The organism is Streptomyces sp. TRM68416 (assembly GCF_014596915.1).
Taxonomy (GTDB): Bacteria; Actinomycetota; Actinomycetes; order Streptomycetales; family Streptomycetaceae; genus Streptomyces.
Genome location: NZ_JACVWU010000006.1, coordinates 49245 through 74847 on the forward strand (window position 1 = coordinate 49245; position 25603 = coordinate 74847).

Below are 25603 nucleotides of genomic sequence, written 5' to 3' on the forward strand. Positions count from 1 at the left end.
CGTTCACAGGGCTCGGCCGAACCGCAGGATGCGGGGGGCGAAGGTGGCCTCGGGGCCGTCGGCGCGGCCGACCGACCAGACCGTCCGTGTGCCCGGTACCGGTGCCAGGCGCAGCACCGAGGACTCGCCCTCGCCGGGCACCGCCGGTTCGCTGTACTCGGTGAACGACTCGCCGTTCCGGGCGAGGAAGGCCGGTCCGGGGACGAACGGCGGGAAGGTTCCCGGCGGGCCGAACTTCTGCGAGCGGGACACGGCGACCCAGCCCAGCGCGCCGGACTCGGTGGCGGCCAGTGAAGTGACCGAGCCGAAGTCGGTGGGGAGGGTGACGCGGCTCCACGTCTGCCCGTCGAAGCGGACCAGCAGGGGCGGTATCGGGCGGCCCACCGGACCGCCGATGAACCCGGCCGTGCCGCCTGCCCAGACCTCCGTCGGCGAGACCGCCAGCACGCTGCCCACGGCCGACCGCGGGTACCCGTACACGATGGTCTGCTGCCACTCCTGTCCGTTCCAGTGCGACACGGCCGCGGCCGAGTCGGTGGTGCCGGCGGCCCAGACGTCGTCGGCTGCCCGGATGTGCAGGCCGTACACGGCGCCCGGCGGCACCGGCATGTCACGCCAGCCGCGGCCGTCGTGGCGCAGCAGTGCCTGGGTGCCGTCCCGGGAACCGATGAGCCAGGTCTCACCGCCGCCGGCGACGACCTTGGTCAGGGCGACTCCGCGCGGCGGCCGGCTCTCGGACCAGGTCCTGCCGTCGTGGCGGAGCAGGCGGGCGCCGCCCGCCGAGTCGCGGCCGACCGCCCAGACGGCGGTCGGTGAGGTCGCGGCGACGGACAGCAGTTCTCCCTGCCAGCCGGTGCGGGGCAGGCTCTGGCGCTGCCAGTGGGTTCCGTCCCAGCGCAGGACGAGCGGGAAGCCCGGTGCGTCACGGCCGACGGCGTCGGCGCCGACCGCCCATGCACGGTCCGGGCCGAAGGCCACGGCCTCGTTCAGCGCGGCCTGTGGGCGTACCTGGGCCGGGACCGGAACGTGGTGCCAGGACTCGGTGTCCGCCGCGGCCGAGCTCATGAGGCCGAGGGCGGTCAGGACGGCGGCGAGGGCCGCGACGAGAAGTCTGCGGGTCATGGTCGGCCTCCCAGCCGCTCGCTCATCAGGTTCGGTTCGGAGCCGTAGATCTCGACCGTCCCGAAGGACAGCAGCGAGGCCCCGGCCCTCGTCAGGGCGCGCGGCTTGACGTCGATGGCGTTCGTGCGCTCCGGGCCGTACGAGAAGGTCGTGCGGGGCCCGGACAGGCGGGCGTACTTCGACTGGAACGCGCGGTCGCTGCGCACCGGCAGCCACAGCGCACCGTCCGGGCCGCGCACCATGGCCCCGGTCTGGGTGTCGCCCAGGTTCGGGTAGGTGGTGTGCCAGGTGTGTCCGGTGAAGGTCATCAGGTAGGTGCGGGGGACGCCGTCGGTGTACCGGCTGCCGCTGATCGTGGCCCGGCCGGACGGGTCGAGCAGGATCGTGTGCACGTTGCTGTTCGGCGGCAGCGGTACGTCCGCGTCCCGCCACTGCGTGCCGTTCCAGCGCAGGACGGTGGTCCCGGTGGTGGTGTCGGCCCAGGCCCAGGTGTCGGTGGCGGTGCGCGCGGTGATTCCCATCAGGTACAGCACGCCGTCCGGGGTGGACTGTGCGGTCCAGCCGGAGCCGTCGTAGTGCAGCACCTTCAGCCCGGTGGCGTCCTCTCCGACCACCCACGCGGCACCCGGTACGGCGGTGAAGTCCTGGTAGGTCCACAGGGTCTGCGGCAGCGGTACGGCGCTCCAGCCCTGCGCCGACCGGCGCAGGATCTCCCCCGCACCCGCCCGGACGCGGAAGATCCAGGTCTCCTCGCCGACGAACTGCACGGCGCCGAGTCGGCCCGGTTCGGCGGCGCCGGGGAAGGAGGTGTCCCGGCTCCATGCGGTGCCGTCCCAGTGGTACAGCATCGGTCGCATCCCGTCGGCGACGCGCTCGTACCCGGTCGCCCACGCCTCGCCCGGCCCGCGGGCGGCGATGTCGGACACGGTCACCGGCGCGGCCGCCGCCGGCACCGGCAGCGCCGTCCAGCCCGGTGTCACGGCCGCGGCCGGCGACACCACCGCGGCACACGCGATCACCAGGCAGACGACGAACGCACGGAGACCGATCACGAGACCTCCCCAGAACACGAAGGCCGCTCAGCTTATGGGCGCCGGCCTCAACTGTGAACAGATGGAACATAGTTGACGATGTGTCAAGCAGCTGCTGCGGCCGTCGGCTTGACCTTGACACCGTGACAAGGTCTTCGCTGTGGCCAGGGAGGTGCTTTCCATGCACGAGGAGAACACGAACACGATGGCAGCGCTTCGCGGGCTGCGGAGCAGCAGTGCGTCGGTGCGGCTCAGGGCGGCGCTGGCGGTCGGGACGGCTCCGGATCCCCGGTACGTCGACCGGCTCATCGAGCAGTGCGCGATCGAGCCCGAGTTCCCCGTGCGGGACATGCTCACCTGGGCACTCACCCGGCATTCCGCGCAGAGCACGGTCCCGAGGCTCATCGAGGAACTGCGTTCGGACCGCGCGCAGGCGCGCAGCCAGGCACTGCACACCCTGTCGAAGATCGGCGACCGGCGGGCGTGGCCGGCCCTCACCCACGCGCATCTGACCGACGCCGACGACGAGGTGGCACGGAGCGCCTGGCGGGCCGCGGTCGTCCTGGTGCCCGAGGCCGAGAGGCCGCGGTTGGCCGAGGTGCTGGCGGGTCAGCTCGGGCGCGGCGGGCGGGAGACGCAGGTGAGTCTGAGCCGGGCGCTGATCGCTCTCGGCGAGGTCGCCGGGCCCGTCCTGCGGGCCGCGAAAACCTGCGGCGACGCGCGTGTGCGGCAGCACGCCGTGGCCACGGAGCGGTTGTTGCGCGACCCGGATGCCGTGTTCGACTTCGCGATCGAGGAGGCGAAGCGCATCGTAGCCCTGGGACCCACTAGGCAGGAGGAGTGACGAGCGGTGTTGATCGGCGAAGTGGCACGAAGATCCGGCGTCAGCGCCCGCATGCTGCGGCACTACGAGTCGCTCGGCCTGGTGCAGCCGGCACAGCGCACACCGACCGGCTACCGCGAGTACTCCGGCGCGGACATCCAGCGCATCTTCCACATCGAGAGCCTGCGGTCACTGGGCATGTCGCTGCGCGATGTCGGACGCGCCCTGGACGATCCCGGCTTCAGGCCCTCGGAACTCGTCGCCGACCTCATCAGTCAGACGCGGCAACGCATCGCACGCGAAACGGAGTTGCTCCGGCGGCTCCGCCGGATCGATGCCGCCGAGCCCACCGGCTGGGAGAACGTCCTCCAGGTCGTCTCCCTCCTCCAGGACCTGACGTCGGAGAGCGCCGGGAAGCGGCAGCGCGCGGCCCTGTCCTCCGTCGAAGAGGTGCCGGTACCGGTGGAGGCCCTGGTCGAGGCCGCGCTGCACGAGACGGACCCGAACGTCGCCGGTGCCCTTCGCTGGGCTCTGGCTCGGACCAGTGACGCAGGACTGGCAGCCCTGGCGGACGGCCTGGGCTCAGCCGAGCCAGAGGTGCGCGAGCGTGCCGTGCGGGCCGTCGCCGAGATTCCGCACGCGGCGGCGACCGGCCTGCTCCAGGGGGCACTCGCCGACTCCGACCCCGCGGTCCGCGGGTGCGCGGCCCTGGTGCTGGGTGCGCGGGGGGTGGTCGACGCGATCCCCGCGCTCATCGACATGATCGCCGACGGGGTGAACGACGTGGAGGCCGCCGATGCGCTGAGTACGCTGGCCGCCGAGTCCTCGACGGCGGAGACGATCGCCGCCGGACTCGTCGGCCGCCTCGCCGGCAGCGCCACCCCCCTGGCCCGCCGGCGTCTCGCCCAGGCCCTGGCGGACGTCCCCGGCACCACCGCGTCACGAGCGCTGGCGGAACTGGCGGAGGACGATGACCGTGCGGTCGCGCTGACCGCGGCGTACGTCCTCACGCTGCGCGGGTCGCATCCACTTCACTGATCAGCATGTGGTGGTCCGAGTGCGGGCTGGGCTGCACCTGATGCGTGCGCGGAGCCATGCCGCGCAGGAAGATGTAGTCGAACTTGGCGTGCCATTCGGTGGTGTGCTGGCACGTGCCGACGGGCGAGGGGCGGCACTCGGGGTCGACGTCCGTGGCCAGTTCCCACATGCGGGTGAGTTCGGGGGCGTCCGGCACCGCGTTGAAGTCGCCGAGGACGATGGCGCGGTCGTGCCGGGCGACGGCCGCGGCGAGCACGTCCGTCTGGGCCGCCCGGACCTGTTCCTGGCGCCGTTCGGCGAGGTGGGTGTTGAAGACCCGGACGAGCCGGCCGTCCACCCTGGTGGTGACGGCGACGTACCCACGGTCCTCGGAGCCGCCGTCGGGGTACTCCACGGCGACGCGGTCCGTCATCGGTGCCGCCGACAGGATCGCCTGGCCGTACTCGCCCGGGCTCCAGGGCGCTCCGCCGCAGCGGCTCCAGTTGCGCAGGACCATCCCGTACTCGACGTGGTAGACGAGCCCGTAGAGGTGCTCCAGATAGTCGCGGATCCTCTCGACGTCGCCCGCGCACGCCTCTTGCAGGCCGATGACCTGCGGCGCGTACGCGGCGATCTCCGCCGCCCGGTCGATGTTGCTCGTGTCGCAGGGGTTGCAGAGGTTCCACGTCATCACCCGGTTCGCCACGACCTCCCGGTCGGCGATGACGGGCAGTGCGCTGCCGATGGGGGCGCCGCGTGGGGTGCTGGGGCCCACCAGCACCGCGCAGGCCACGATCATGGCGCCCACGAGCCACCGTGTGCCCCGTCCGAGCACCCTCGCCTCCCGGCTGTCGGTTCCTCCGGCATCGGCCGCCGCCTTCTACGAGGGTATGTGACGTGGTGAGACATGGTGGTCGGCACCATCTGTTTCACGCCTCACCACGGCGTGCGGGCGGAGCCCGGTCAGCGCGGGGTGACCGACACCGTGATCTCGGCGCCCGGGCGGGCGTGGACGCGGGCGGTGGCCGGGCGGTCGGCCGGCAGAACGGGGGTGGGGGTGGCGGCGGGGCCCTTGACGGTGATCCGCCAGCCGCCCGGCCCAGCCGGTACCCGGATCTCGGTGACGCCGTGGCCGGCGCGGTAGACGAGGCGGTGGGCGCCGGTGTCGGGGGCGTGGGTCTCGGCGGTGATCGTGCCGGCCACGGCGGCGGCGTAGGGGGCGGCGGTCCGGTCCTTGTTGGGCCGCAGCGCCCCGGTGTCGTCGAGGGCGCAGTAGCCGCCGCCGTAGCACCAGACGTAGCCCGCCCAGCCGGAGGTGTAGCGGCCCAGGGAGTCGAGGGCGTCGCGGTAGAAGCGGCCCATGTTGGGCAGGCCGTTGTTGAGCGGGCCCCACTCCCCCACGAGCACCGGTACGCCGTACTGGCGGGGATAGACGGTGACGGCCGCCTCGTAGGCCTCGATCCAGCCCGCGGCCGGGTCGTAGTCGGCGCCGGCCTCCATCGCCGTGTTGTAGAAGTGCGGGGCGTACACCGTCTTCGCGTCGTCGATGCGGCCGAGTGCGGTCGGGACGCCCTCGCCGACGATCGGGGTGGGCTCGAAGAAGATCCAGGAGTCGCGGTCCACGGAACGGACGGCGTCGACGAGCCGGTTGTACATGGGCGTGATCTGTTCGGCCTCGATGCGGGCCGCCGCGGTCAACAGGTCCTCGCCGGGGCGCAGTTCACCCATGGGTTCGTTGATGAGGTCGTAGCCGAGCACGGCCGGGTGGTGTGCGAACCGCCCGGCCAGCACCCGCCACATGTCGGCCTGGGCGCGTCGCAGGTCGGCGTCCTCGTAGAGGTGTGTGAAGGCCCGCTGCACGGCGGGCTCGAAGTACTCGGAGAACCAGTCCTCGGGGTGCGGGGTGAACGGCAGTCCGTCGGTCCTGGTGGCCCAGGCGGGGATGCCGCGGTGGCCGAAGGCGGGACCGAACACGTCCTGGTGGGCGTCGATCAGCACATGGATCCGGTACTTGTGCGCCCAGTCCAGGACGCGTTCGATGCGGCGCAGATAGTCCTTGCTGTACTTGCCGCGCTCGGGTTCGAGGTCGTCCCAGAACACCAGCAGCCGGGCGAAGTTGAAGCCGTTGCGGTGCAGGTCCCTGAAGTGCCGCTCGGTGATCGCGGAGAGTGCCTGTTCGCCGCGGTGCACCTTGTCCTCGACGTTCCAGCCGCGCAGGGTCAGTGTCCGGCCGCGGTCGTCGGTGATCCGGGGGATGTCCGCGGCGAGCGGTGCCCCGACGACCGCCGCGTCCCTCGCCGCGCCGGGCGGGCCCTCCGCGTGTGCGGCGGTTCCGGCTCCGAGCAGGGCACAACAGACGAGCGCGGCGAACAGGCGTCGGTACACAGGCGGACCTCCGGCGGGCGCGGATCGACTGACGCCGAAGATCTCACCAGCAGAACTGACGATCCATCAAGGGGGTGGGGCGCGAACGTTCCCGCATAATGATCAACTGATTCTGTTCGCCTCATGCATTCTGAGTGCACTTCGGGGGATCTCATGTACCGCCTCACGCGCCGCACCGGCCGCGCTTTGGCCGCCGCCGCGCTGGTCGCCGGTCTGACGGCCGCGTGCTCCGACTCGTCCACGGCGTCAAAGGCTCCGCAGACCTCGGAGGCAGCGAGCTCCGGCAGTGCCACGCCCACGGCGCGGCCGGCCTCCGGCCCCGATCGGGAGCGACTGAACAAGGAGGCCCGCGACCTGCTCGACCCGGCGCATCGCCCGGCCACGGACGAGAAGGGTTTCGTCTCCGCCGGCTCCCTCGCGGTGCCCGGAATGAACGTGGACAAGACCATCACGTCCGGCACCGCGCTGCGGGTGGAGGTTGCATGCGCGGGCGAGGGAACGGTGATCTTCACAGTGACCTCGGGCACGGCCAAGGCGGCCAAGCGCGTGGACTGCGCGCGGTCACCGAGGGACGGTTTCGATTTCACCACGGCCGGATCGAGTCTCGCGATCCACGCGGATTCGTCCGAGGGGGAATCGGTGGGCACCGCCTACTTGGTGAGCCGCGCGTCCTGATCGTCCGGGTCGGTGACTGCTGGGACCGTGCGGCTGGGGCCGTGCACTTGGGGCCGTGCGCTTGGGGCCGTGCGGTTGGAGCCGCGCCGCCACCACCGGGGCCTCACTTCTTGACGGCTTCTGCGATGTGCTGGGCGGCCTGGGCGGGTGTGAGGTGGGTGGTGTCGACGACCTTGGCCTCGGCGTGCAGCCAGGTGCGGGCCGCCTCGGCGTAGGGCTCGAGGTATCGGAGGCGGAACGGGGAGTTGGGGCCGAGCACGGTGTCGCCCGCGATGCGCTCGCGCAGCGTGGCCTGGTCGGCGTGCAGCACGAAGTGCCTGACCGGGATGGCGTGTTCGGCGAGACCCGCGCTGATCTCCCGCCAGTACTGCTCGACCAGGACCGTCATGGGCACCACCAGGGTGCCGCCGGTGTAGTCGAGCACGCGGCGAGCGGTCTCGACGACGAGCGGCCGCCAGGGCGGCCAGTGCTGGAAGTTGTCCGTACGGGGCAGCCCGGGCGTGATGTCCATGAGCGTCTCGCCGACCTTCTCGGCGTCGAACACCCGGGAGTCCGGCAGCAGTTGCTGCACCTGCGCACTGGTCGTCGTCTTGCCCGCCCCGTGGGTTCCGTTCAGCCACACGATCATGGCACCCGATGCTAGCGCCGGGCGCGCCGCGAGAGCGGGGCAGCGGAAATCCGCCCCGGCCTCGGCGGGGCCCGGGCAGACCTCCCAGGACGTTGCTCAGCGAGATCTTCCGCACGGCGGGCGTTGGGCGGTCGGGGGGCGGGTGTGTTTTGGGTGGGGGCACCCCGGGGCTCGGTGCGGGGGTGTGCCGCATAGGCTTCGGCCGTTGTGAAGGATCTTGTCGAGGGAGAGAGCGCGGGGCATGGCGACGGGGAGGCGGTGGCTGCCGAGCGGGCGGGTGGTCGGGGTTGTGGTTGTGGTGCTGGGCCTGGTCGCGGGCATCGGCTGGGCGGCCAAGCCGTTGTGGCAGCCCTGGTGGTACGCCGCCACGCTGTGCGGGGGCAATCTGTCGGGTGACGAACTCGCCGAACTGCTGCCGAACGAGCGGCTGGAGGCCGCCAGAGACACCTTCGGCTCCGGGTCCGGCGTGCTCAAGTGCGGGGTGAACGAGAACGACGGCCGGCACTTCGTCCTCAAGATCGAGTCCCGGACGGACACGGGCGAGCCGTACGGTCCGCTGGCCATGGAGTTCACGGTCCCGAGGGACCCTCAGTACGTCTTCCCCACGTCCGTCCCCGGTTTCTACGGCAAGTTCGGCCCCGTGATCATTCAGGAGTGCCCGCGGCTCGGCGCCGACTCCTACGGCCGCAAGTGGCGCCTCGTCACCATGGTGTACGCCCACGGGGTGGAGTCCGACCCCTCCCCCGAGTCCCTGCGCACGGCGGTGCGCATAGCCAACGGCGCCAATGGCGAGACCGGTTGCGGGGCCGAACGGCTGCCGTTGCCGGACCGCGTCGAACCCGTGCGGAAGCTGTCCCTGAGCCGGGCGGAGGGAACGATGTGCGGCTGGCTGGCCGAGGGCCGGCTGCCCGACAGCCCGTCCGGCGAGGAGTGGGAGGTGATCGCGCCCACGGACGAGCGGGCCTCGATCACCAGTTGCTCACTGGTCGACTCCGGGACGGGCGAGTCCGCGGTGGATCTCACGGGATGGTACGGCGACTGGGCGGTGGAGCCCTTCGAGCTGCTGCTCGCGGCCAACGTGCGGATCCCGAAGGAGCACAGCTCCCGGGACGCGCTGCTCACCGAGCAGTTCGGCCGCGCCAAGGCCCGTTGCGCCGAGGAGCCCGCCAATTTCCTCGCCAACAGCTACACGCAGGACAGGTCCGATTCGGTGCTGCCGATGAGCGAGGTGCGGGACCTCCTCAACAGGTTCACGGCGGACCAGGCCGAGCGCCGCGGTTGCACCGAGGTGGAGCTTCCCGGCCCCACCGTCCACCCGGAGCTGGACTGACGGCGCCGCCCCGGGCGGGCGGCACGGCACGGCACGCGGCTACGGGACGATGAGCACGACCCTGCCGTGCAAGTGCCCTCGGGCGGCGCGTTCGTACGCCGCCGCCGTGCAAGTGCCCTCGGGCGGAGGGTTCGTACGCCGCCCGGGCATCCGCCGGCTCAGACGTGCTGTCGATCGTCCGCGAGGGGAGGGTGCCCGGCGGGGCGAGTACGCATCGCGCCTGCCGGGTCATGTGGCCGGGGGCCGCTGGGCGTTCAGCGGCCCCGCCCGCCCTGCTGTGTGCCGGCGCCCCTCCGGGCGTTGTTGTACAGGCGCAGCAGGTGCTTGGCGACGGCGCAGGGCACGGTGTCGACGTAGCACTGCCGGCAGGTGCGCAGGTGGTGTTCGTAGTCGGCGTGGGCGCGCTGGAGGGCATCGCCTTGAGTCGGCATCGGGGTCCTCGCAAGGGCAGACAGACAGGGGTGGGAGGCAAGGCGGATGCCGAGGTGACCGCGACAGCACTCGCGAGGCAGCACCCGCGAGAGAAGTGGATCATGTTACTTGTGGTACGGGAAAGTCGGAGCGCCCCCGCCCACCGCGAGGGGCGCTCCGGCCCGGAAGGTCAGCCTGCCGCGAGGAGTTCGAGGGTGTCGATCACCCGGTTCGAGAAGCCCCACTCGTTGTCGTACCAGGCGACGACCTTGATGTGACGGCCGTCGACCCGGGTGAGAGCCGAGTCGAAGATCGACGAGGCCGGGTTGCCCGTGATGTCGGACGAGACGAGCGGGTCCTCCGAGTATTCCAGGACACCGGCGAGCGGGCCCTGCGCGGCGGCGCGGTAGGCCTCCAGTACCTCGTCGCGGGTCACCTCGCGGGCGACGGTCGTGTTGAGCTCGACGATCGAACCCACCGGGACCGGCACACGGATCGAGTCGCCCGACAGCTTGCCGTCGAGGTTGGGCAGCACAAGGCCGATCGCCTTGGCGGCGCCCGTCGTGGTCGGCACGATGTTGACCCCGGCGGCACGGGCGCGGCGGGCGTCGCGGTGCGGGCCGTCCTGAAGGTTCTGCTCCTGCGTGTAGGCGTGCACGGTCGTCATGAAGCCGTGCTCGATACCGGCGAGTTCGTCGAGGACGGAGGCCAGCGGGGCGAGCGCGTTGGTGGTGCAGGACGCGTTGGAGACGATCGTGTGCACGGCCGGGTCGTACGCGTCGGTGTTGACGCCGTAGGCGAGCGTGACGTCGGCGCCGTCCGAGGGCGCGCCGACGAGGACCTTCTTCGCGCCGGCGTCGAGGTGGGCGCGGGCGGCCTTGGCGGAGGTGAAGCGGCCGGTGGCCTCCAGCACGAGGTCGACGCCGATTTCGGCCCACGGCAGTTGCGCCGGCTCGCGCTCGGCGAGCACCCTGATGCGACGGCCGTCCACGACGAGGGTGTCCCCGTCGACGGTCACCGGTCGGCCGAGGCGGCCGGCCGTGGAGTCGTAGGCGAGCAGCCGGGCGAGGGCGGTGGGCTCCGTGAGGTCGTTGACGGCGACGACCTCCAGGCTGCTGTCGCGTTCGAGCAGCGCGCGCAGCACGTTGCGTCCGATGCGGCCGAAACCGTTGATGGCGATGCGGGTCATGAGTCGCGTCCCTTCGTCTCTCGTCTCACCCCCAGCCTCGCGCGGCGGGCTCGCCCGGGACCGCGGCGAGAGCGCCACGGTTCGCAAGGATCGTGCCAGGCGGCCGGCTCCTCGCCGCAGGGGGATGCGCCGCTACTCGCCGCGGGTGAAGGTGCGCCGGTACTCGCTCGGGGTGGTGCCGAGGATCCGCTGGAAGTGCAGGCGCAGGTTCGCCCCCGTGCCAAGGCCCACGTCGGTGGCGATCTGCTCGACGCTGCGCTCGGAACGTTCGAGGAGTTCGCGGGCCATGTCGATGCGGGCGCGCATGACCCACTGCATGGGCGTGTATCCCGTGTCCTCCACGAATCGCCGGGAGAAGGTGCGGGGCGAGACCGCCGCGTGCTGGGCGAGCACCTTCAGGGTGAGGGGCTCGCCGAGGCGGTGCAGCGCCCACTCACGGGTCGCGGCGAACCGCTCGCCCAGCGGCTCGGGCACGCTGCGCGGCACGAACTGCGCCTGGCCGCCGCTGCGGTAGGGGGCGGCGACCAGGCGCCGGGCCGCGTGGTTGGAGGCGGACACCCCGAGGTCGCCGCGCAGGATGTGCAGGCACAGGTCGATTCCGGAGGCGGCGCCGGCCGACGTCAGCACCGTGCCCTCGTCGACGAACAGCACGTTCTCGTCGACCCGGACCTGCGGATGCTTGGCCGCTAGCGCCCGCGCGTAGTGCCAGTGCGTCGTGGCACGCCTGCCGTCGAGCAGGCCCGTCGCGGCGAGCGCGAAGGCGCCCGTGGAGATGGCGGCGAGCCGCGCGCCCCGCTCGTGGGCGGCGACCAGGGCGTCCACGACGGCCCGCGGCGGGTCGTCGCGGTCCGGGAACCGGTAGCCGGGGATGAAGACGAGCTCGGCCCACGTCAGCGCGTCCAGGCCGTGGGCGACGTGGTACGACAGTCCGTCACCACCGGTCACCAGTCCGGGGGCAGCGCCGCACACCCGCACGTCGTACGGCATGCTCGCCCGGGTCGTGAACACCTGCGCGGGGATGCCGACGTCGAGGGGCTTCGCGCCTTCGAGGACCAGGACGGCGACGCGACGGAGGCGGGAGCTGGGCACGGGAGACAGGGTAGGGGGGCCGGGTCGGCACCGGCCGCCGACCCGGCCCCGTTGGCCGGGACGGGATGCGCCATGATGGGCGCTGGGGCGAAAACCAGCTGATGGAGTAATGAAGATGCGTTCCCGCACGGCCACCGCCGTCACCGCGGCCGTTCTCGCGACCGTACTGTCCGCGTGCTCCCCCGCCGCCGACACGACGTCGGCCGACGGCTCCGACGAGCTCACCGTCAGCCACGTCCACGGCCTGGGCGTCGACCCCGCCGACGGACGCCTGTACGTAGCCACCCACGAAGGCGTCATCGCCGTGGCCGACGACGGCCGCGCCGAACGGGTCGGCGACAGGGCCGACTACATGGGCTTCGCCGTGGTCGGCGCGCGGACGTTCCTCGGCAGTGGCCATCCGGCCGAGGGCAGCGGCGACCACGCCAACCGCGGCCTGCTCGAGTCGACCGACTCCGGCAGGACGTGGCAGACCCTCTCGCTGGGCGGCACCGCCGACTTCCACTCCCTGAAGTACGCGCACGACACCGTCTACGGCTACGACAGCACCCGAGGTCTGCTGCGGGTCAGCGCCGACCGCTCCACCTGGGACGACCGTGCCCGGCTCACCGCCCTGGACATCGCCGTCAGCCCGACGTCCGGGGATCTCGTGCTGGCCACGACACAGGATGGCCTGGCCAGGAGCACCGACGGCGGCCGGACCTTCGGCGCCGGGACCGGTCGGGTCCTGGCCTTCCTCTCCTGGCCCGCGGCCGACACCCTCTACGGCATCGACCTGGCGGGCGCCCTGCACCGCAGCGGCGACGGCGGCGCCACCTGGCGGCGGACGGGTACCGTCCCGGGCGGCCGGCCGCAGGCCCTGACCGCCGTCGACGCCCGCCGCGTACTGGCCGCCACGCAGGACGGTGTGTACGAGTCCCGTGACGGCGGCAGGACCTTCGCCGAGCGCCTACCCCTTTCCGGCGCCAATGGGCACTGAATGCCCGCGGGCACTGAACGTCAGTGACCGTGCCCCGGTGCGCCGTGGTCCTCGGCAGCCGGGGCGGACGACGCCGTCGACTCCCCGCGCTGCGCGGCACCTGGGCTCTCGGAGGATCCGGGCCGGTGCTGATGGCCGTCCTGCTCCGGCGCTTCCGGCTCGACCTCACCGGACGGCTGTTCGCCGTGGCTGTGGCCGTGGCCGTCGCCGCCCGGCTGTGCGGCCATGTCCTCGGCGATGCCTTTCAGACCGAGGAAGGCGACGGCCGCCGTCGCCGCCACGAGGATGCCGGCCGGGCCGACGATGGCGCGCCAGCGGGCGGGCTGGTGGCGCAGCACGTACGAGACGAATGACAGTGCGAGGCCGAAGGGGATGAGCATCGCCGCGCGGTCGGGGAAGTCCTCGAAGTGCTGAAGTCCGCCGCTGAGCATGCCGATGCCGAACGACAGCGCGAGGGAGGCCGCCACCACCCCGCAGACCTTCGCGGCGCTGGGGCGGCTGCGGGTGAGGACGAACTCGTTGAGCAGCGTGGCGCACAGGAAGACGACGGCGCCGATGACGGCGATGAGGGTGTAGCGGGTGGGGTCGAGCGGGTGGTGCACGATAGCGCCGCTGATCAGGCCCGCTCCGACGAAGGTAGCCGCATAGCCCAGGTAGTCGCCGAGCAGCGGGGGCCGTTTGGGCGCCCGGCGCCTACCGCGGCGGCCGGCGCTCCTGGTGGCGGGTTCCGGCACCGCGCGGCGCGGTGTGGGCACGGCGGCTCGGTGGACCTCCGGCGCTGCCTGGCGGTAGGGGCGGGGCGGCACCGGCGCGGGGCGGCGGGCTTCGGCTACGGGGTACTCGGACACGGGAACAGTGACACCTTTCGGCACGGGCCGGCCGTAGGGGGATGCGCCGGTGGACGTGCGGGGCACGGGGACGGCGGCCCGGAGGAACACGGACAGGGAGAGCAGCGGGGCGGGCGTTCCCTCATCGGGGCCGCGGACCGCGGTGGCGGGCCGCGCCGGGGCATGGCAGTGCCGTCGGCGCGGGTGCCTCTCTAGATCCGCAGGACTCCCCGTGCGTGGGGTGGGGTGTGTGCGCGGCAGTGGAGCAGCGTATGGGCGGGTGGCGCGGCGGCGGCCGTCGTGATTCCCGCCGCGAGCTGGGCCGGGGGTGCCGGCCACGGTCCCGCGGGCACGGAGGCCCAGCAGTCGGCCTCGGGCAGCGAGTCCGAGCCCGCGGCGGCGAGTCCGGTGTGGTGGGAGCTCCCGCCGGACCGGTCCGTGTCGTGTCCCTCGCTCACGGCCGCGGACGCCGGTTGCGCCGGGCCGGGGTCGAGGTGGTGGGCGGTCGTGCGGCCGGTGACGCCGTCATGGGCGTCGGCGTGCGCGAGCGTGTGGACGACGCCGAGGCCGATGAGGAGCACGCCGAGCAGCAGCAGGCGCGCCAGGAGATTCCCGGCCGTCCTCGATCTGCTCGTCACGTCGTCGTCCCTCGTGCAGGCGGTTGTGCGCGGTGCTCGTCCTCGTGCCGGCTCGTGCTGGAGGCATCAGCGTACTCATGGTCCGTCGGGCTCGGTCCCCCGGATCCCGGTGAGGGGCCCGCGGGGTTCGGGGAGGCGCGCAGGCGATCTGGACGCCGCCGAGCCTGCCGAAGAAGGGCCCGAGAGGGCCCGAGAACGGCTCCGATCAGAGCCTAGGTGAGGGCGACCAGGGTGTTCGCCGCGATGTACCAGCCCCGCCGGAGGGCGTCGAACACGGTTGCCGTCATGCTGTCATCAGGGTGCTCTTGCCGGCGCCGTTCTCCCCGACCAGGCCGACCACCTCGCCCTGCGTGAGCGTCAGGTCGACGCCGCGCAGAACGGGGGTGCGGCGCCGGGAGGCGAGGCGCCGCGCCGGTAGCCCTTCTCGATGCCGTCGGCCTGCGGCAGCGCGTCCTGGCCGGTCATGACCGGTCGCCTCTTCGCCCGGCGGCGGGAAGTCCGGGTCCGAAGCGTCCTTGGGTCACGGCCTCCGGTGCGGCTCGTCGTGCCGGGACAGTGGGTCGTTCCCCGGCCGGTACTCGTGTCCGGTGTCGTGGCCGCCGTGCATGCCGCCGCCGTGCATGCCACGCATCATGAAGATCATCATCAGCGGGCAGGCCAGGACGATCGCGCCGAGGAAGAGCGTGGCCACCGGCACGCCGAGGGCCAGGGCACCGACCGTGGCGATCGCCACCGCGATCGCGTACAGGCCGTAGGCGTGTGGGTTGGTGTTCATCACGGGCCTCCTCGGGACGTACCTGGCGGGTGCCGGGTCAGCTCTTGCCCGGGCGGGGGCCGCCGTCGGCATGGAGCACCGCCAGACGGCGGTGGTACTCGTCCTCGTCGATCTCTCCGCGCGCGAAGCGTTCGGCGAGCAGTTCCTCTGGCGTGGGCCTGGGCCTCGCCGTCGTGCCGTTGCCGGTCAGCGCCCTGAAGAGCAGGACGCCGAGGGCCACGAAGAGCGCCCAGAAGACGATCATGCTCGCGGACATGGCGAACCATCCCCATCCGCTGACATCGTGGTCGTACCAGAGCATCGCCATCACCCCTGCCTCGCAGGCTGCGGTCCCGGAACCCGGCGGCCTCGGTTTCCCGTCGCCTCGCCTCCACCGTCGTGCCGGCTCCGAAGTCCGTCATGGGCCGATGGGGCCAACGCGGGCAGGCCGTTAGGCCCTTACCCCTCGGGGGTATTCGGAGGAGCGTGGGAAACAGCCGACCGAAGCACAGGGAGAAGGTCCGCCATGGATACCGTCGACATCGTCGTGGTGACCCTGGCCGTCGTGCTCGTCGCCGCGCTGGGCTGGTACTTCTTCGGTCCGCGCCGCGCCCGCACCGCCCGGATCGAGGGCGGGGTGCAACGGGTGGACGTGACCGTGCGCGGCGGGTACAGCCCGGATGTGATCCGGGTGCAGCAGGGCATGCCGGTGGAGCTGGTCTTCGACCGGCAGGAGGCCGGGGAGTGCACCAACCGGGTCGTCTTCCCCGATCTGCAGGTCAGCGCGGGACTGCCCGCGCACCAGCGCACCACCGTGCGGCTGCGGCCGGAGCGGGCGGGGTCGTACGGGTTCGCCTGCGGGATGAACATGATCCACGGAACGCTCGTCGTGGATCCGGCCGAGGGTCCCGAAGTCGGTGCGTCCGACGAGCCGTACGACACGGCCGGCGTCACCGAGGAGCGCGCGTCGGCCGCCGATGCCGATGCCGCGGAGGCCGCCGAGCGGCAGTCGGAGATCGCTGACCTGACGCGGCGGGTCGGGGTGGGTGCGCTGCTGACGCTGCCCGTGCTGTTCGCGGTGATGGCGCACGAGGTATTCGGCGCCGACTGGGTGCCCGGCTGGATGCTGGACCACTGGCTGCAACTGGCCCTGATCACGCCCGTGATGCTCTACACCGGGTGGCCGATCCACCGGATCGGCTGGCTCACCCTGCTCCACCGCGGCGCCGACATGAACTCCCTGATCACGCTCGGCACGTCGGCCGCCTACGGCTACAGCCTGCTGGTCACGCTGGCCCCCTCGCTGCTGCCGGAGGACGTCCGCGAGGTCTACTTCGAGGCCGTCGGCGTGATCCTCACCCTGATCCTGCTCGGCCGTCTGCTGGAGGCCCGGGCCAAGGCCGGCACCGGTGAGGCGATCCGCGCCCTGCTGGGGCTCCGGGCGCGCACCGCCCGCGTGATCCGCGACGGCACGGAGACCGAACTGCCCGTGGACGAGGTCGTCGTCGGCGACGAGATGCTCATCCGCCCCGGCGAGAAGATCCCGGTCGACGCCGAGGTGCTCTCCGGTACGTCGGCGGTGGACGAGTCCATGGTCACCGGCGAGCCGATGCCCGTGACCAAGCGCGCCGGGGACACCGTCATCGGCGCCACCGTCAACACCACCGGCAGCCTGCGGGTGCGGGCGGCCAGGATCGGCGCCGACACGATGCTCGCGCAGATCATCAGGCTGGTGCAGCAGGCCCAGGTGTCCAAGGCGCCCATCCAGCGGCTCGCCGACGCGATCTCCGCCTACTTCGTGCCCGCCGTCATCGCCGTGGCGATCGCCGCCTTCGCCCTCTGGTACACCGTCGGCCCCTCCCCCGCGCTCACCCTGGCGCTGGTCTCCGCCGTGGCCGTGCTGATCATCGCCTGCCCGTGCGCGCTCGGACTCGCCACGCCGCTGTCCGTGATGGTCGGCACCGGCAAGGGCGCGCAGGCCGGCATCCTCATCCGTTCCGCCGAGGCGCTGGAAACCGCGCACAAGCTCGACACCGTCGTCCTCGACAAGACCGGCACCGTGACCGCGGGCAAGCCGGTCCTCACCGACGTCCGGCCGGCCGACGGGTTCGGCGAGGAGGATCTGCTGAGGCTCGTGGCCGCCGCGGAGAGCGACAGCGAGCACCCGCTGGCCACCGCGGTCGTCGAGGGCGCCCGCGAGCGCCGGCTGGCCGTGCCCGCCGCCTCCGGCTTCGACTCCGTCACCGGCAAGGGCGTCCGGGCCACCGTCGAGGGCCGGGCCGTGCTCGTCGGCACGGCCCGGCTGCTCTCCGACGCCGGCATCGACCCCGCGGACCTCACCGGCGCCGCCGACGGCCTCTCGGCGCGGGGCAGGACGCCGATCCTGGCCGCCGTGGACGGGCGTCCGGCCGGTGTGCTGGCCGTCGCCGACACCGTCAAGGAGGACTCCGCCCGGGCCGTCACGGCCCTGCACGGCCTCGGCATCGAGACCGTGATCCTCACCGGCGACAGCGCCCGCACGGCCGCCGCGATCGCCGAGCAGGTCGGCGTGCGGCGGGTGCTGGCCGAGGTGCTGCCCGAGCACAAGGCCGACGAGATCCGGCGGCTGCAGGGCGAGGGCCGCACCGTCGGCATGGTCGGCGACGGCATCAACGACGCCCCCGCGCTCGCCCGGGCCGATGTCGGGCTGGCCATCGGCACCGGCACGGACGTGGCGATCGAGGCCGCCGACGTCACCCTCATATCCGGCTCGCTGTCCGGTGTCGTCACCGCCGTACGCCTGTCGCGCGCGACGATGCGCAACATCAAGCAGAACCTGTTCTTCGCACTGGTCTACAACGCCGTCGGGATACCCGTCGCGGCCGGCGCCCTCTATCCGCTGTGGGGTCTCAGGCTCAGCCCGATCATCGCCGCCGCGGCCATGGCCCTGTCCTCCCTGTCCGTGGTCACCAACGCCTCCCGGCTGCGCGGCTGGCGTCCGGCGCCCCTGCCCGAGGCAGAGGTGTCGGGTGTACGCCCGACGGTCGAATCCGGCACGGACGCACCCCCGTCCGAGGTGACCGACCCCGTGTGCGGCATGCGGGTCGATCCCGCCACGGCACCGGAGCACCGGGACACCCCGCAGGGCACCGTGCACTTCTGCTCCGCCCATTGCGCGAGCGCCTACGACGCCGACCCCACCGGCCGTGGTCAGGCCCTCGGGCCCACGCCTCGTGAGCGCTGAGAGCGCAGTGCTTGCGTCACCCGTGCGCGGGTACGACCCGGTGTCGCACCGCCGGTGACCACGTGGACGGGCGACGATGTCCGGGCCCGATGCCGCTTGTCGCGGAAGGTCCGTGCCCCATGCCCTCGATGAGCCCCTGGCAGACCCGGCTGATCCGGACCCGCGCGCCGGGATCGGTCGTGCTGATCCGCTTCTACGTCGGGGCGGTCTTCGTCTCCGAGGGCGTGCAGAAGTTCCGCTACCCGGATGCCCTCGGCTCGGGCCGCTTCGACAGGGCCGGTATTCCGGCGCCCGGCTTCTTCGCCCCGCTGGACGGCGTCCTGGAGATCGTCTGCGGTGCGCTGCTGCTCGCCGGGCTGCTCACCCGCCTCGCCACCCTCCCCATGGTCGTCAACATGGTGGGCGCCCTGCTCATCACCAAGCTGCCGATCCTGTGGGGCGGCGCCCCGCTGTTCGACGGCGAGAGCGGCTGGTGGGACTTCGCGCACGAGTCCCGCACCGACCTCGCCCAGTTGTGCGGCAGCCTCTTCCTGCTGATCGTCGGCGCGGGCGCCCACTCCCTGGACGCCCGCCTCGGCCGTACCGCCACTGCGCACGTCCCGGCACGCCACTGACCGACGCCGGCGTCCACGGCTCCTGCCTCGACCTGCGCGATCAAATGCGAGGCGGTGTGCGGCGGCGGTAGTGGAGAGTGTCGGCATGGAATTCTTCTGCTATCACCGTGACCGGACCGGATCGCTGCCCCTGCGCGACGCGTTGCTGGAGGAGCACTGGTCCTACATGGACCGGTTCGACAAGGAGATGATCGCCCGCGGCCCGACCCTCACCGGTGACGGCGAACTGCCCACCGGCAGTGTGCACATCGTGGACCTGCCCGATGTCGCCACCGCCCGCGCGTTCGCCTTCGACGAGCCCGGCTACCAGGCCGGCGTGTACCGGGACGTCCTGCTGCGGCGGTGGCGCAACCTGCTCGGGCGCACCATGTGGGAGTTCCCCGGCGGGCCGACGGAGGGCGACCGGTACCTGGTGCTCGGTCTCGGCGAGGGTCCGGGCGCCGACCTCGCCGTACCGCCCGGCCGTGACGGGCTGATCGCGTACGGGCCGCTGCTCTCCGACGACGGCGAGAGGTGGGTGGGCACGGCGGCGCTGGTCCGGGCGCCGGATCCGGAGGCGGCGCGGGCCGTACTGACGGCGGGGCGGTACGCGGACGTGGAGGTGCACCGGTGGCAGTTCGGGGGGCGGTCGTAGCGACGAGCTGAGGGGGCCGTCCCTCTGGACGGCATCGAGGCGTCGGCGTGCGATGCGGCCGGGACAAAAAAACTTCCCCGCCGATGTCGAGAACCCGCGACCGGCTCCGTCCCCGGGGTGAACGCGACCACAATGGGTCGCACCGGTATCGAGGAGAACCATCATGGCCAAGTACCTGCTGCTCAAGCACTACCGCGGCGCCCCGGCAGCGGTGAACGACGTGCCCATGGACCAGTGGACGCCGGAGGAGATCTCGGCGCACGTGCAGTACATGAACGACTTCGCGGCCCGGCTGGAGAAGACCGGCGAGTTCGTCGGCGGGCAGGCGCTGGCGCCCGAGGGGGCGTGGGTGCGCTACGACGGCGAAGGGCGCCCGCCGGTCACCGACGGCCCGTTCGCCGAGACCAAGGATCTGATCGCCGGCTGGATGGTGATCGACGTAGACAGCTACGAGCGGGCCGTCGAACTGGCCGGGGAGTTGTCGGCGGCGCCCGGGGCGGGCGGGAAGCCGATCCACGAGTGGCTGGAGCTGCGCCCGTTCCTGACGGCGGAGCCCACCACCACGGAGTGCCCGCACCGGTGAACGAGGCGCTGCTCAGGAGCCTCACACCGAGCGTGCTGGCCGTCCTCGTCCGCCGCGGAGCCGACTTCGCGGCGGCCGAGGACGCCGTGCAGGAGGCGCTCATCGAGGCGGTCCGTGTCTGGCCGGACGATCCGCCGCGGGACGCGAAGGGGTGGCTGGTCGCCGTGGCCTGGCGCAAGTTCCTCGACCAGGCCCGCTCGGACGCCGCCCGCCGCCGGCGTGAGGACCTCCTCGGCGAGGAGCCGGCGCCCGGACCGGCGTCCTCGGTGGACGACACGCTCCGGCTGTACTTCCTGTGCGCCCATCCTTCGCTGACGCCGTCGTCGGCGGTCGCGCTCACGCTGCGCGCCGTCGGCGGGCTCACCACCCGCCAGATCGCCGAGGCCTACCTGGTGCCCGAGGCGACCATGGCGCAGCGGATCAGCCGGGCCAAGCGGACCGTCTCCGACGTGCGGTTCGACCGGCCGGGCGACGTCGCCACCGTGCTGCGCGTGCTCTACCTGGTCTTCAACGAGGGCTACTCCGGTGACGTCGACCTCGCCGCCGAGGCGATCCGGCTCACCCGGCAGCTCGCGACGGTGATCGACCATCCCGAGGTGGCGGGGCTGCTCGCGCTCATGCTGCTCCACCATGCGCGCCGCGACAGCCGGACCGCGCCCGACGGCAGCCTGGTGCCGCTCGCCGAGCAGGACCGCGGCCGGTGGGACACGCGGCTGATCGCCGAGGGAGTGGCGATCCTTCAGGCGGCCCTCGCCCGTGACCGGCTGGGCGAGTTCCAGGCGCAGGCCGCCGTCGCGGCGCTCCACGCCGACGCGCGCACCGCCGAGGAGACCGACTGGGTGCAGATCGTCGAGTGGTACGACGAACTCGCGCTCCTCACGGACAATCCGGTCGTCCGGCTCAACCGGGCCGTGGCCGTCGGCGAGGCCGACGGGCCGCGCGCCGGGCTGGCGGAGCTCGCGAAGCTGGACGCCTCGCTGCCCCGCCATGCCGCGGTGGCGGCCTACCTCCACGAGCTGGACGGCGACCTGTCGACGGCGGCCCGGCTGTACGCCGAGGCGGTCCGGAAGGCCTCCAACCTCGCCGAACGCGACCACCTGACCCGCCGTGCGGCCCGGCTGAATACCCGGGGCAGACGCTGAGGGCCGCTACGACACCGGGCGCGCGGTGATGGTGTACGTCCCCGATCCCAGCCCTCGTGGAGCGGACAGCCCACAGCCTGCGCCCTGCGCCCGCGCCCCCGCGGCCGGCGCAGTCGCCGCATCCCCACGGTGGTACGCCGCGGCGGTGGCCGGGCGCCCCGCGGTCCAGGCCTGTCGTGACGCCCTCCCTCACCCGCTCGGTCGCCCTCCGCCCCGGCCGGGCGTGAGGCCACTCCCGTCGCCGGCCGCGCCCGGTGGACGCCGTGCCCGGTGGACGCCGTGCCCGGTGGACGCCGTGCCTTCCTGCCGCGCATGCACGGGGTCAGCGCCTGCGGGACGCCGTCCGCGCAGGCAGGGGGTCAGCGTCTGCGGGCCGCCTTCCGCGCACGCGCAGGGTCAGCGCCCGCGTACCACCGCCCCCGCACACGCAGCATCAGCACCCGCGTACCACCTTCCCCGCACGCACGGGGATCAGCGCCCGCGTCCTTCCGTGCGTGCGCGGATCACGGCAGGCGGAACGTGCGGGATCAGCGGCGCCTGCGGCCGTCGTGCAGCTCCAGTCGCTCCCCTTCGAAGCGGGCGCGGAACGCGCGGTCGTGCGACACCATGACCACCGCTCCCGGGTACGCGGCGAGCGCCGTCCACAGGTCCTCGGCCAAGTCGAGCGCGAGGTGGTTGGTCGGCTCGTCGAGGACGAGGAGGTCCGCGGGCCTGGTCACCAGACGGGCGATCTGCAGACGGCGCCGCTGCCCCACGGACAGGGAGGCGACCGGGACGCCCAGGTCCTCGGCGCGGAACAGGCCCAGTGACAGCAGGCGTTCGGCGTGTTCGTCGGGCGGCCCCGGCCGCCCGGCGGCGAACGCGGCGAGCAGCGGGAGCCGCGTGGCGCGGACCGGCAGTTCCTGCGCGAGGTAGCCGATCCGGGCGGGGCGGTGTGCCGTGCCGGCGTCCGGCTCCAGGTCGCCGGCCAGGACGCGCAGGAGCGTCGTCTTGCCCGCGCCGTTCTCGCCCGTGATCAGCAGGCGCTGTCCGGGCGCGATGGCAAGGAGCCCGTCCAGGCGCAGCCTGTCGCCGACCCGCACCCCCTCCAGCTCGACGAGTGGGCCCCGGTCCGGGCCGCCCGCCGCCGACAGCCCGGTCGTGAAGCGGAGCGGTTCCGGTGGCCGCGGCACCGGGTTGCGCCGCAGCTGGGCCAGGCGCTCGCGGACGGAACGCACCTGCCCGCCCAGTTTCGCCTCGCTGGACCGGCGGTGCTTGCCGAATCCCTGCTTCGGGTCGCGGCCGGTGGTGGCCAGCCGCCGCGCCGCCGCCTCCAGCAGTTCCTCGGTGCGGGCGACTTCCTCGGCCCAGTCCGCGTACCGCTGTTCCGCGCCTCGCCGGGCGGCGGCCTTCGCCGCGCGGTAGCCGGTCCAGCCGTCGCCGTAGCGGCGCACCGTGCGCTCGTCCCGGTCGACTTCGAGGATGGTGGTGGCGATGCGTTCGAGGAAGCCGCGGTCGTGGGTGACGGCGACGACGGTGCCGCGGTGTGCCCGCAGGTGCTCCTCCAGCCAGCGCACGGCCGCCGCGTCGAGGTGGTTCGTCGGCTCGTCGAGGAGCAGCAGTTCGGGTGCGGCGGCCAGGACGCAGGCGAGCGCGAGCCGCGACTGCTCGCCGCCGGACAGCGAGCCGAGCAGGCGGTCGCGGGTGATCCGGGCGAGCCCGAGCCCGTGCATCGCGGCATCCACCCGGGCGTCGGCCTCGTATCCGCCGCGTTCCTCGTAGGCGGTCAGCAGTTCGCCGTACGCGGCGAGTTCCGCGTCCGTGGCGTCGCCGAGGGACTGCTCCGCCGCCCGCAACCGGCGTTCCATGGCGCGCAGTTCGGCCAGGGCTAGGTCGACGGCGTCCTGAACGGTGCGGTCCGCGTCGAGGTCGAGGGTCTGGGCCAGGTGGCCGGTGCCGCCGGGGAAGCGGACGGTGATCTCCCCGGCGTCCGGCGTCTCGACGCCGGCGAGCAGCCGCAGCAGGGTGGACTTGCCGGAGCCGTTCTCGCCGACGACGGCCGCCTTCTCGCCCGGACGGACGGTGAGGCAGACCTGGTCGAGGACGGTCCGGGTGCCGTAGGACTTGGTGACGTCCCTGACGGACAGTTGCGCCACGGCAGCGGGGGCGGTGCCGGGTACGGCGGTATGGGCGCGGTCGCGCATATGACTTCCCTGGGCGTGCGAAGGGTCTGCGGGCAGCGGTGACGGCGGCGACGGCCGTGCCCGGACTCAGACGAAGAAGAGGAAAGCCATGCCTCCACCGTAGCAAGACGAACCGTCTCGCCTCAATTCTTTTCGGGGGCGCGCAGTCCGTGATCCGCGGCGGCCCCCTTGTCCCTGCCCATGCGGTCGGGTCCGGGCCCCGGAAGCTCCCGCCCCAGGCGGACGAGCGGTGAGGCCGCCATCACGACCGGCGACAGCAGCATGCCCGCGGCCGTCACCAGGAGGCTGGTCCGCAAGCCCCACTCCTGCGCGAGGAAGCCGCCGAGCAGAGAGCCCAGCGGGGTCAGCCCCATGCCGACAAAGGTGATCGTCGCGGCGGCGCGGCCCTGCATCCCGTCCGGAGTGACGGCCTGCCGGACGGCCATGACCGTGACGTTCACCAACTGGCCGCCGGCGCCGAACACGAAGCCGACCGCGAGGAGCGCGGCGACCGTCACCGCGGAGGGGCCGTGCAGCGCGGGCACGCACAGGAATGCGCCGTCGCCGAGCAGCGCGGCGGACACCAGGACCGCGCCGTGCCCGAACCGGCGCGGCAGACGGGCGGCCAGCAGCGAACTCAGGAGCGCGCCCGGCCCCACCGCGGCGAATGCCAGGCCGACGACGGCGCCCGGCAGGTGCAGTTCCCGTGGCAGGAAGAGCAGATAGACGGTCGTCATCGCGGCGAAGGAGAACTGGAAGGCGGCCGAGGCCAGGCACACGGCCCGCAGCGCGGCGTCGGCGACGACGAAACGCACGCCTTCATGGATGCGCCGCCAGACCCGGGCGGGACGCCGTGGGCGCTGCGGAACCGGCTCGGCCCGGCGCATCCGCCGGATCGACAGGAACGACGCCGTGAAGAACCCGGCGCAGCAGGCCGCGGCGAGCGGCGCCGACACCAGGGACACCAGCGCTCCGCCGAGAGCGGGCCCGCCGATCTGCGCCGCGGACCGGCTGCCCTCGAGTGCGCTGTTGCACCGCACCAGGTGATCGCGTGTCACCAGGCGTACGGGGGCGGCCTGGTAGGCCACGTCGAACAGCACCGACAGGGCACCGACCACGACGGCGAGCACCAGCAGCGCGGGCAGACCGAGGAGGCCGAGGAGCCCTGCCACGGCGGTGGCGCCCAGGGCGAGGGCCCGGCCGGCGTCCGTGAGCATCATCGTCGTACGGGTCCGCCAGCCGTCCACCCACGCACCGGCGAGGAGGGAGAGCAACAGGATCGGCGCCTGCCCCGCCGCGCGCAGGACGCCCACCTCGCCGGCGTCGGCGTGCAGCGTCAGGACGGCAACGAGCGGCAGGACCACCAGAGTTGCGTGTTCGCCGAGCTGGGAGGCCGTCTGCCCGGCCCAGAGTCCGCGGAAGTCGGTGTTCCGCCACAGGCTCGCCGGAACAGGTCGAGGTGAGTCGGACGCAGGGGAGGACGGCACGGAGATCCCTTGTGTGGCCTACCGGATGGGGAGGCTCGCTGTGCCGCACAAGTCGGGGCAGCACGCGATGACAGGCCGATGTCGGCCTACGGGGTCAGCGCGCGCTCGGGAGACCGACCATCCGTCAGCTCACCTGCTCCCGTCCGGAGGTCCCGGCACGTACCCGCCACAGGTCACGGAGCAGCGCGATCTCGGCCATGTGGTGGATGAACTCAAGGTTGGCCGCCGCCAGCACATTGACGTACGGGTATTCGGCGTCGTTGCTGTACGGGTACCGGGAGAAGCCGACCGTGTCGAGCTGCTCCTCGGTGACGGTGCCGACGCTCTCGCGCCAGCGGTCGACCGTGGGCCAGAACCGCTCCAGGGCCAGGGCGGCGGAGGGCGTGAGGTCGACCATCTGCTTCGGGTCCTGGCGCCGCTCGCCGAAGGTCCACTCCCATGCGCCCGCGAACTGGAGGTGCAGATGCGCCAGACGCCAGGCGATGGTGGTGACCGGCGTGTCGTCGGGCTCGGGTTCACCGGTGTGGGCGAGGACCTCCTCGACCCGTTCGACGCTCACGCTCCAGTCCTCGGCGATCTTGGCGACGGACATGCCGTCCGCGGCCTGCCGGGCGACCTCGGCGTACTCGCTCGCCGGGATGTCCGGGGCACCCAGGTCCAGCACCCACTCCCCCGGCCCGAACGCCCTGGGCGTCGTCGCCTCTCCTCTGCGTCTGACGGACCAGCAGCCGGGGGCCGGCTCCCACAAGAACTCCTCGTCGTCGAGCCCCGTCAGCCGCACCTGCGCCATCTCCCGGGCCTGGTCGAACTGCTCCAGCAGCAGTCCCAGCCGATCCGTCCGCACGCCCTCGAACTCCATA

At 72.9% G+C, this 25603-nt stretch carries 26 protein-coding genes; 10 read left to right on the forward strand and 16 right to left on the reverse strand.

The window, feature by feature from the left end:
* Positions 1–3 precede the first annotated feature (3 nt).
* Positions 4–1122, reverse strand: coding sequence for a hypothetical protein (locus ICC28_RS12005; RefSeq protein ID WP_188288481.1), 1119 nt, complete (start codon positions 1120–1122; stop codon positions 4–6).
* Entirely contained in the window at positions 1119–2174 is a 1056-nt protein-coding gene (locus tag ICC28_RS12010; protein ID WP_188288482.1) for a hypothetical protein, read from the reverse strand. Before ICC28_RS12010 ends, ICC28_RS12005 begins: the two co-directional genes overlap by 4 nt.
* Before the next feature lie 160 nt (positions 2175–2334).
* Here ICC28_RS12010 and ICC28_RS12015 point away from each other — a divergent pair, with 160 nt between their 5' ends.
* Positions 2335–2997 (forward strand): HEAT repeat domain-containing protein, encoded by a 663-nt coding sequence (locus ICC28_RS12015; RefSeq protein ID WP_188288483.1) that lies wholly within the window; start codon positions 2335–2337, stop codon positions 2995–2997.
* A 6-nt stretch (positions 2998–3003) separates the two neighbouring features.
* The gene (locus ICC28_RS12020; RefSeq protein WP_188288484.1) at positions 3004–4014 is read left to right on the forward strand and encodes a HEAT repeat domain-containing protein; all 1011 of its coding nucleotides are present in this window, start codon (positions 3004–3006) and stop codon (positions 4012–4014) included.
* Here ICC28_RS12020 and ICC28_RS12025 read toward each other — a convergent pair.
* Entirely contained in the window at positions 3983–4792 is an 810-nt protein-coding gene (locus ICC28_RS12025; protein ID WP_188288707.1) for an endonuclease/exonuclease/phosphatase family protein, read from the reverse strand. The genes ICC28_RS12020 and ICC28_RS12025 overlap by 32 nt on opposite strands.
* 164 nt (positions 4793–4956) lie before the next feature.
* Positions 4957–6378, reverse strand: coding sequence for a glycoside hydrolase family 5 protein (locus ICC28_RS12030; RefSeq protein ID WP_188288485.1), 1422 nt, complete (start codon positions 6376–6378; stop codon positions 4957–4959).
* Between the two features lie 153 nt (positions 6379–6531).
* Here ICC28_RS12030 and ICC28_RS12035 point away from each other — a divergent pair, with 153 nt between their 5' ends.
* Positions 6532–7053, forward strand: coding sequence for a hypothetical protein (locus ICC28_RS12035; RefSeq protein ID WP_223188738.1), 522 nt, complete (start codon positions 6532–6534; stop codon positions 7051–7053).
* A 103-nt stretch (positions 7054–7156) separates the two neighbouring features.
* Here ICC28_RS12035 and ICC28_RS12040 read toward each other — a convergent pair whose 3' ends face one another.
* On the reverse strand, positions 7157–7681 hold the full coding sequence (locus tag ICC28_RS12040) for an AAA family ATPase (protein WP_188288486.1): 525 nt from the start codon (positions 7679–7681) through the stop codon (positions 7157–7159).
* Between the two features lie 241 nt (positions 7682–7922).
* On the opposite strand from ICC28_RS12040, the gene ICC28_RS12045 reads away from it, so the two are divergent.
* Positions 7923–9011 carry a hypothetical protein gene (locus tag ICC28_RS12045; RefSeq protein WP_188288487.1) on the forward strand — a complete coding sequence of 363 codons (1089 nt, stop codon included), beginning with the start codon at positions 7923–7925 and terminating at the stop codon, positions 9009–9011.
* Between the two features lie 254 nt (positions 9012–9265).
* Here the strand turns inward: ICC28_RS12045 and ICC28_RS12050 are convergent, their stop codons facing one another.
* The 3 genes from ICC28_RS12050 to ICC28_RS12060 form a co-directional block, all read right to left on the reverse strand.
* Positions 9266–9442, reverse strand: a complete 177-nt coding sequence (locus tag ICC28_RS12050) for a hypothetical protein (protein ID WP_188288488.1) — start codon at positions 9440–9442, stop codon at positions 9266–9268.
* Between the two features lie 170 nt (positions 9443–9612).
* Entirely contained in the window at positions 9613–10611 is a 999-nt protein-coding gene (gene gap, locus ICC28_RS12055) for a type I glyceraldehyde-3-phosphate dehydrogenase (protein WP_188288489.1), read from the reverse strand.
* 132 nt (positions 10612–10743) lie between these two features.
* A complete protein-coding gene (locus ICC28_RS12060) occupies positions 10744–11700 on the reverse strand; it encodes a GlxA family transcriptional regulator (protein WP_188288490.1) in 957 nt (318 codons plus the stop codon).
* Between the two features lie 115 nt (positions 11701–11815).
* Between ICC28_RS12060 and ICC28_RS12065 the strand changes: the two genes are divergently transcribed.
* Positions 11816–12679: a F510_1955 family glycosylhydrolase gene (locus tag ICC28_RS12065; RefSeq protein ID WP_223188739.1), complete on the forward strand. Its 864-nt coding sequence runs from the start codon at positions 11816–11818 to the stop codon at positions 12677–12679.
* A gap of 20 nt (positions 12680–12699) precedes the next feature.
* Here the strand turns inward: ICC28_RS12065 and ICC28_RS12070 are convergent, their stop codons facing one another.
* The 5 genes from ICC28_RS12070 to ICC28_RS12090 all read right to left on the reverse strand — a co-directional run bounded on the left by ICC28_RS12070 (position 12700) and on the right by ICC28_RS12090 (position 15220).
* Positions 12700–13527: a hypothetical protein gene (locus ICC28_RS12070; protein WP_188288492.1), complete on the reverse strand. Its 828-nt coding sequence runs from the start codon at positions 13525–13527 to the stop codon at positions 12700–12702.
* 191 nt (positions 13528–13718) lie between these two features.
* Positions 13719–14144: a hypothetical protein gene (locus ICC28_RS12075; RefSeq protein ID WP_188288493.1), complete on the reverse strand. Its 426-nt coding sequence runs from the start codon at positions 14142–14144 to the stop codon at positions 13719–13721.
* Positions 14145–14427: 283 nt separating this feature from the next.
* The gene (locus tag ICC28_RS41475) at positions 14428–14484 is read right to left on the reverse strand and encodes an ATP-binding cassette domain-containing protein (RefSeq protein ID WP_411158591.1); all 57 of its coding nucleotides are present in this window, start codon (positions 14482–14484) and stop codon (positions 14428–14430) included.
* Positions 14485–14664: 180 nt separating this feature from the next.
* A complete protein-coding gene (locus tag ICC28_RS12085) occupies positions 14665–14919 on the reverse strand; it encodes a DUF2933 domain-containing protein (protein WP_188288494.1) in 255 nt (84 codons plus the stop codon).
* Positions 14920–14956: 37 nt separating this feature from the next.
* Positions 14957–15220, reverse strand: coding sequence for an SHOCT domain-containing protein (locus ICC28_RS12090; RefSeq protein ID WP_188288709.1), 264 nt, complete (start codon positions 15218–15220; stop codon positions 14957–14959).
* Between the two features lie 204 nt (positions 15221–15424).
* Here ICC28_RS12090 and ICC28_RS12095 point away from each other — a divergent pair, with 204 nt between their 5' ends.
* The 5 genes from ICC28_RS12095 (at position 15425) to ICC28_RS12115 (ending at position 21094) form a co-directional block, all read left to right on the forward strand.
* Positions 15425–18121: a heavy metal translocating P-type ATPase gene (locus ICC28_RS12095; RefSeq protein ID WP_188288495.1), complete on the forward strand. Its 2697-nt coding sequence runs from the start codon at positions 15425–15427 to the stop codon at positions 18119–18121.
* A gap of 119 nt (positions 18122–18240) precedes the next feature.
* On the forward strand, positions 18241–18735 hold the full coding sequence (locus ICC28_RS12100; protein WP_223188740.1) for a DoxX family protein: 495 nt from the start codon (positions 18241–18243) through the stop codon (positions 18733–18735).
* A gap of 85 nt (positions 18736–18820) precedes the next feature.
* Positions 18821–19369 (forward strand): YciI family protein, encoded by a 549-nt coding sequence (locus ICC28_RS12105; RefSeq protein ID WP_188288496.1) that lies wholly within the window; start codon positions 18821–18823, stop codon positions 19367–19369.
* Between the two features lie 163 nt (positions 19370–19532).
* The gene (locus ICC28_RS12110; protein ID WP_188288497.1) at positions 19533–19952 is read left to right on the forward strand and encodes a YciI family protein; all 420 of its coding nucleotides are present in this window, start codon (positions 19533–19535) and stop codon (positions 19950–19952) included.
* Entirely contained in the window at positions 19949–21094 is a 1146-nt protein-coding gene (locus ICC28_RS12115; RefSeq protein WP_188288711.1) for an RNA polymerase sigma factor, read from the forward strand. The genes ICC28_RS12110 and ICC28_RS12115 overlap by 4 nt, the downstream gene beginning before the upstream one ends.
* A gap of 527 nt (positions 21095–21621) precedes the next feature.
* On the opposite strand, the gene abc-f is transcribed toward ICC28_RS12115, so the two are convergent.
* The 3 genes from abc-f to ICC28_RS12130 all read right to left on the reverse strand — a co-directional run bounded on the left by abc-f (position 21622) and on the right by ICC28_RS12130 (position 25602).
* Complete coding sequence (gene abc-f / locus ICC28_RS12120) at positions 21622–23277, reverse strand: ribosomal protection-like ABC-F family protein (RefSeq protein WP_188288498.1); 1656 nt, start codon at positions 23275–23277, stop codon at positions 21622–21624.
* A gap of 122 nt (positions 23278–23399) precedes the next feature.
* A complete protein-coding gene (locus tag ICC28_RS12125; protein ID WP_188288499.1) occupies positions 23400–24743 on the reverse strand; it encodes an MFS transporter in 1344 nt (447 codons plus the stop codon).
* A 124-nt stretch (positions 24744–24867) separates the two neighbouring features.
* Positions 24868–25602 (reverse strand): DinB family protein, encoded by a 735-nt coding sequence (locus ICC28_RS12130; protein ID WP_188288500.1) that lies wholly within the window; start codon positions 25600–25602, stop codon positions 24868–24870.
* Position 25603: the final 1 nt, after the last annotated feature.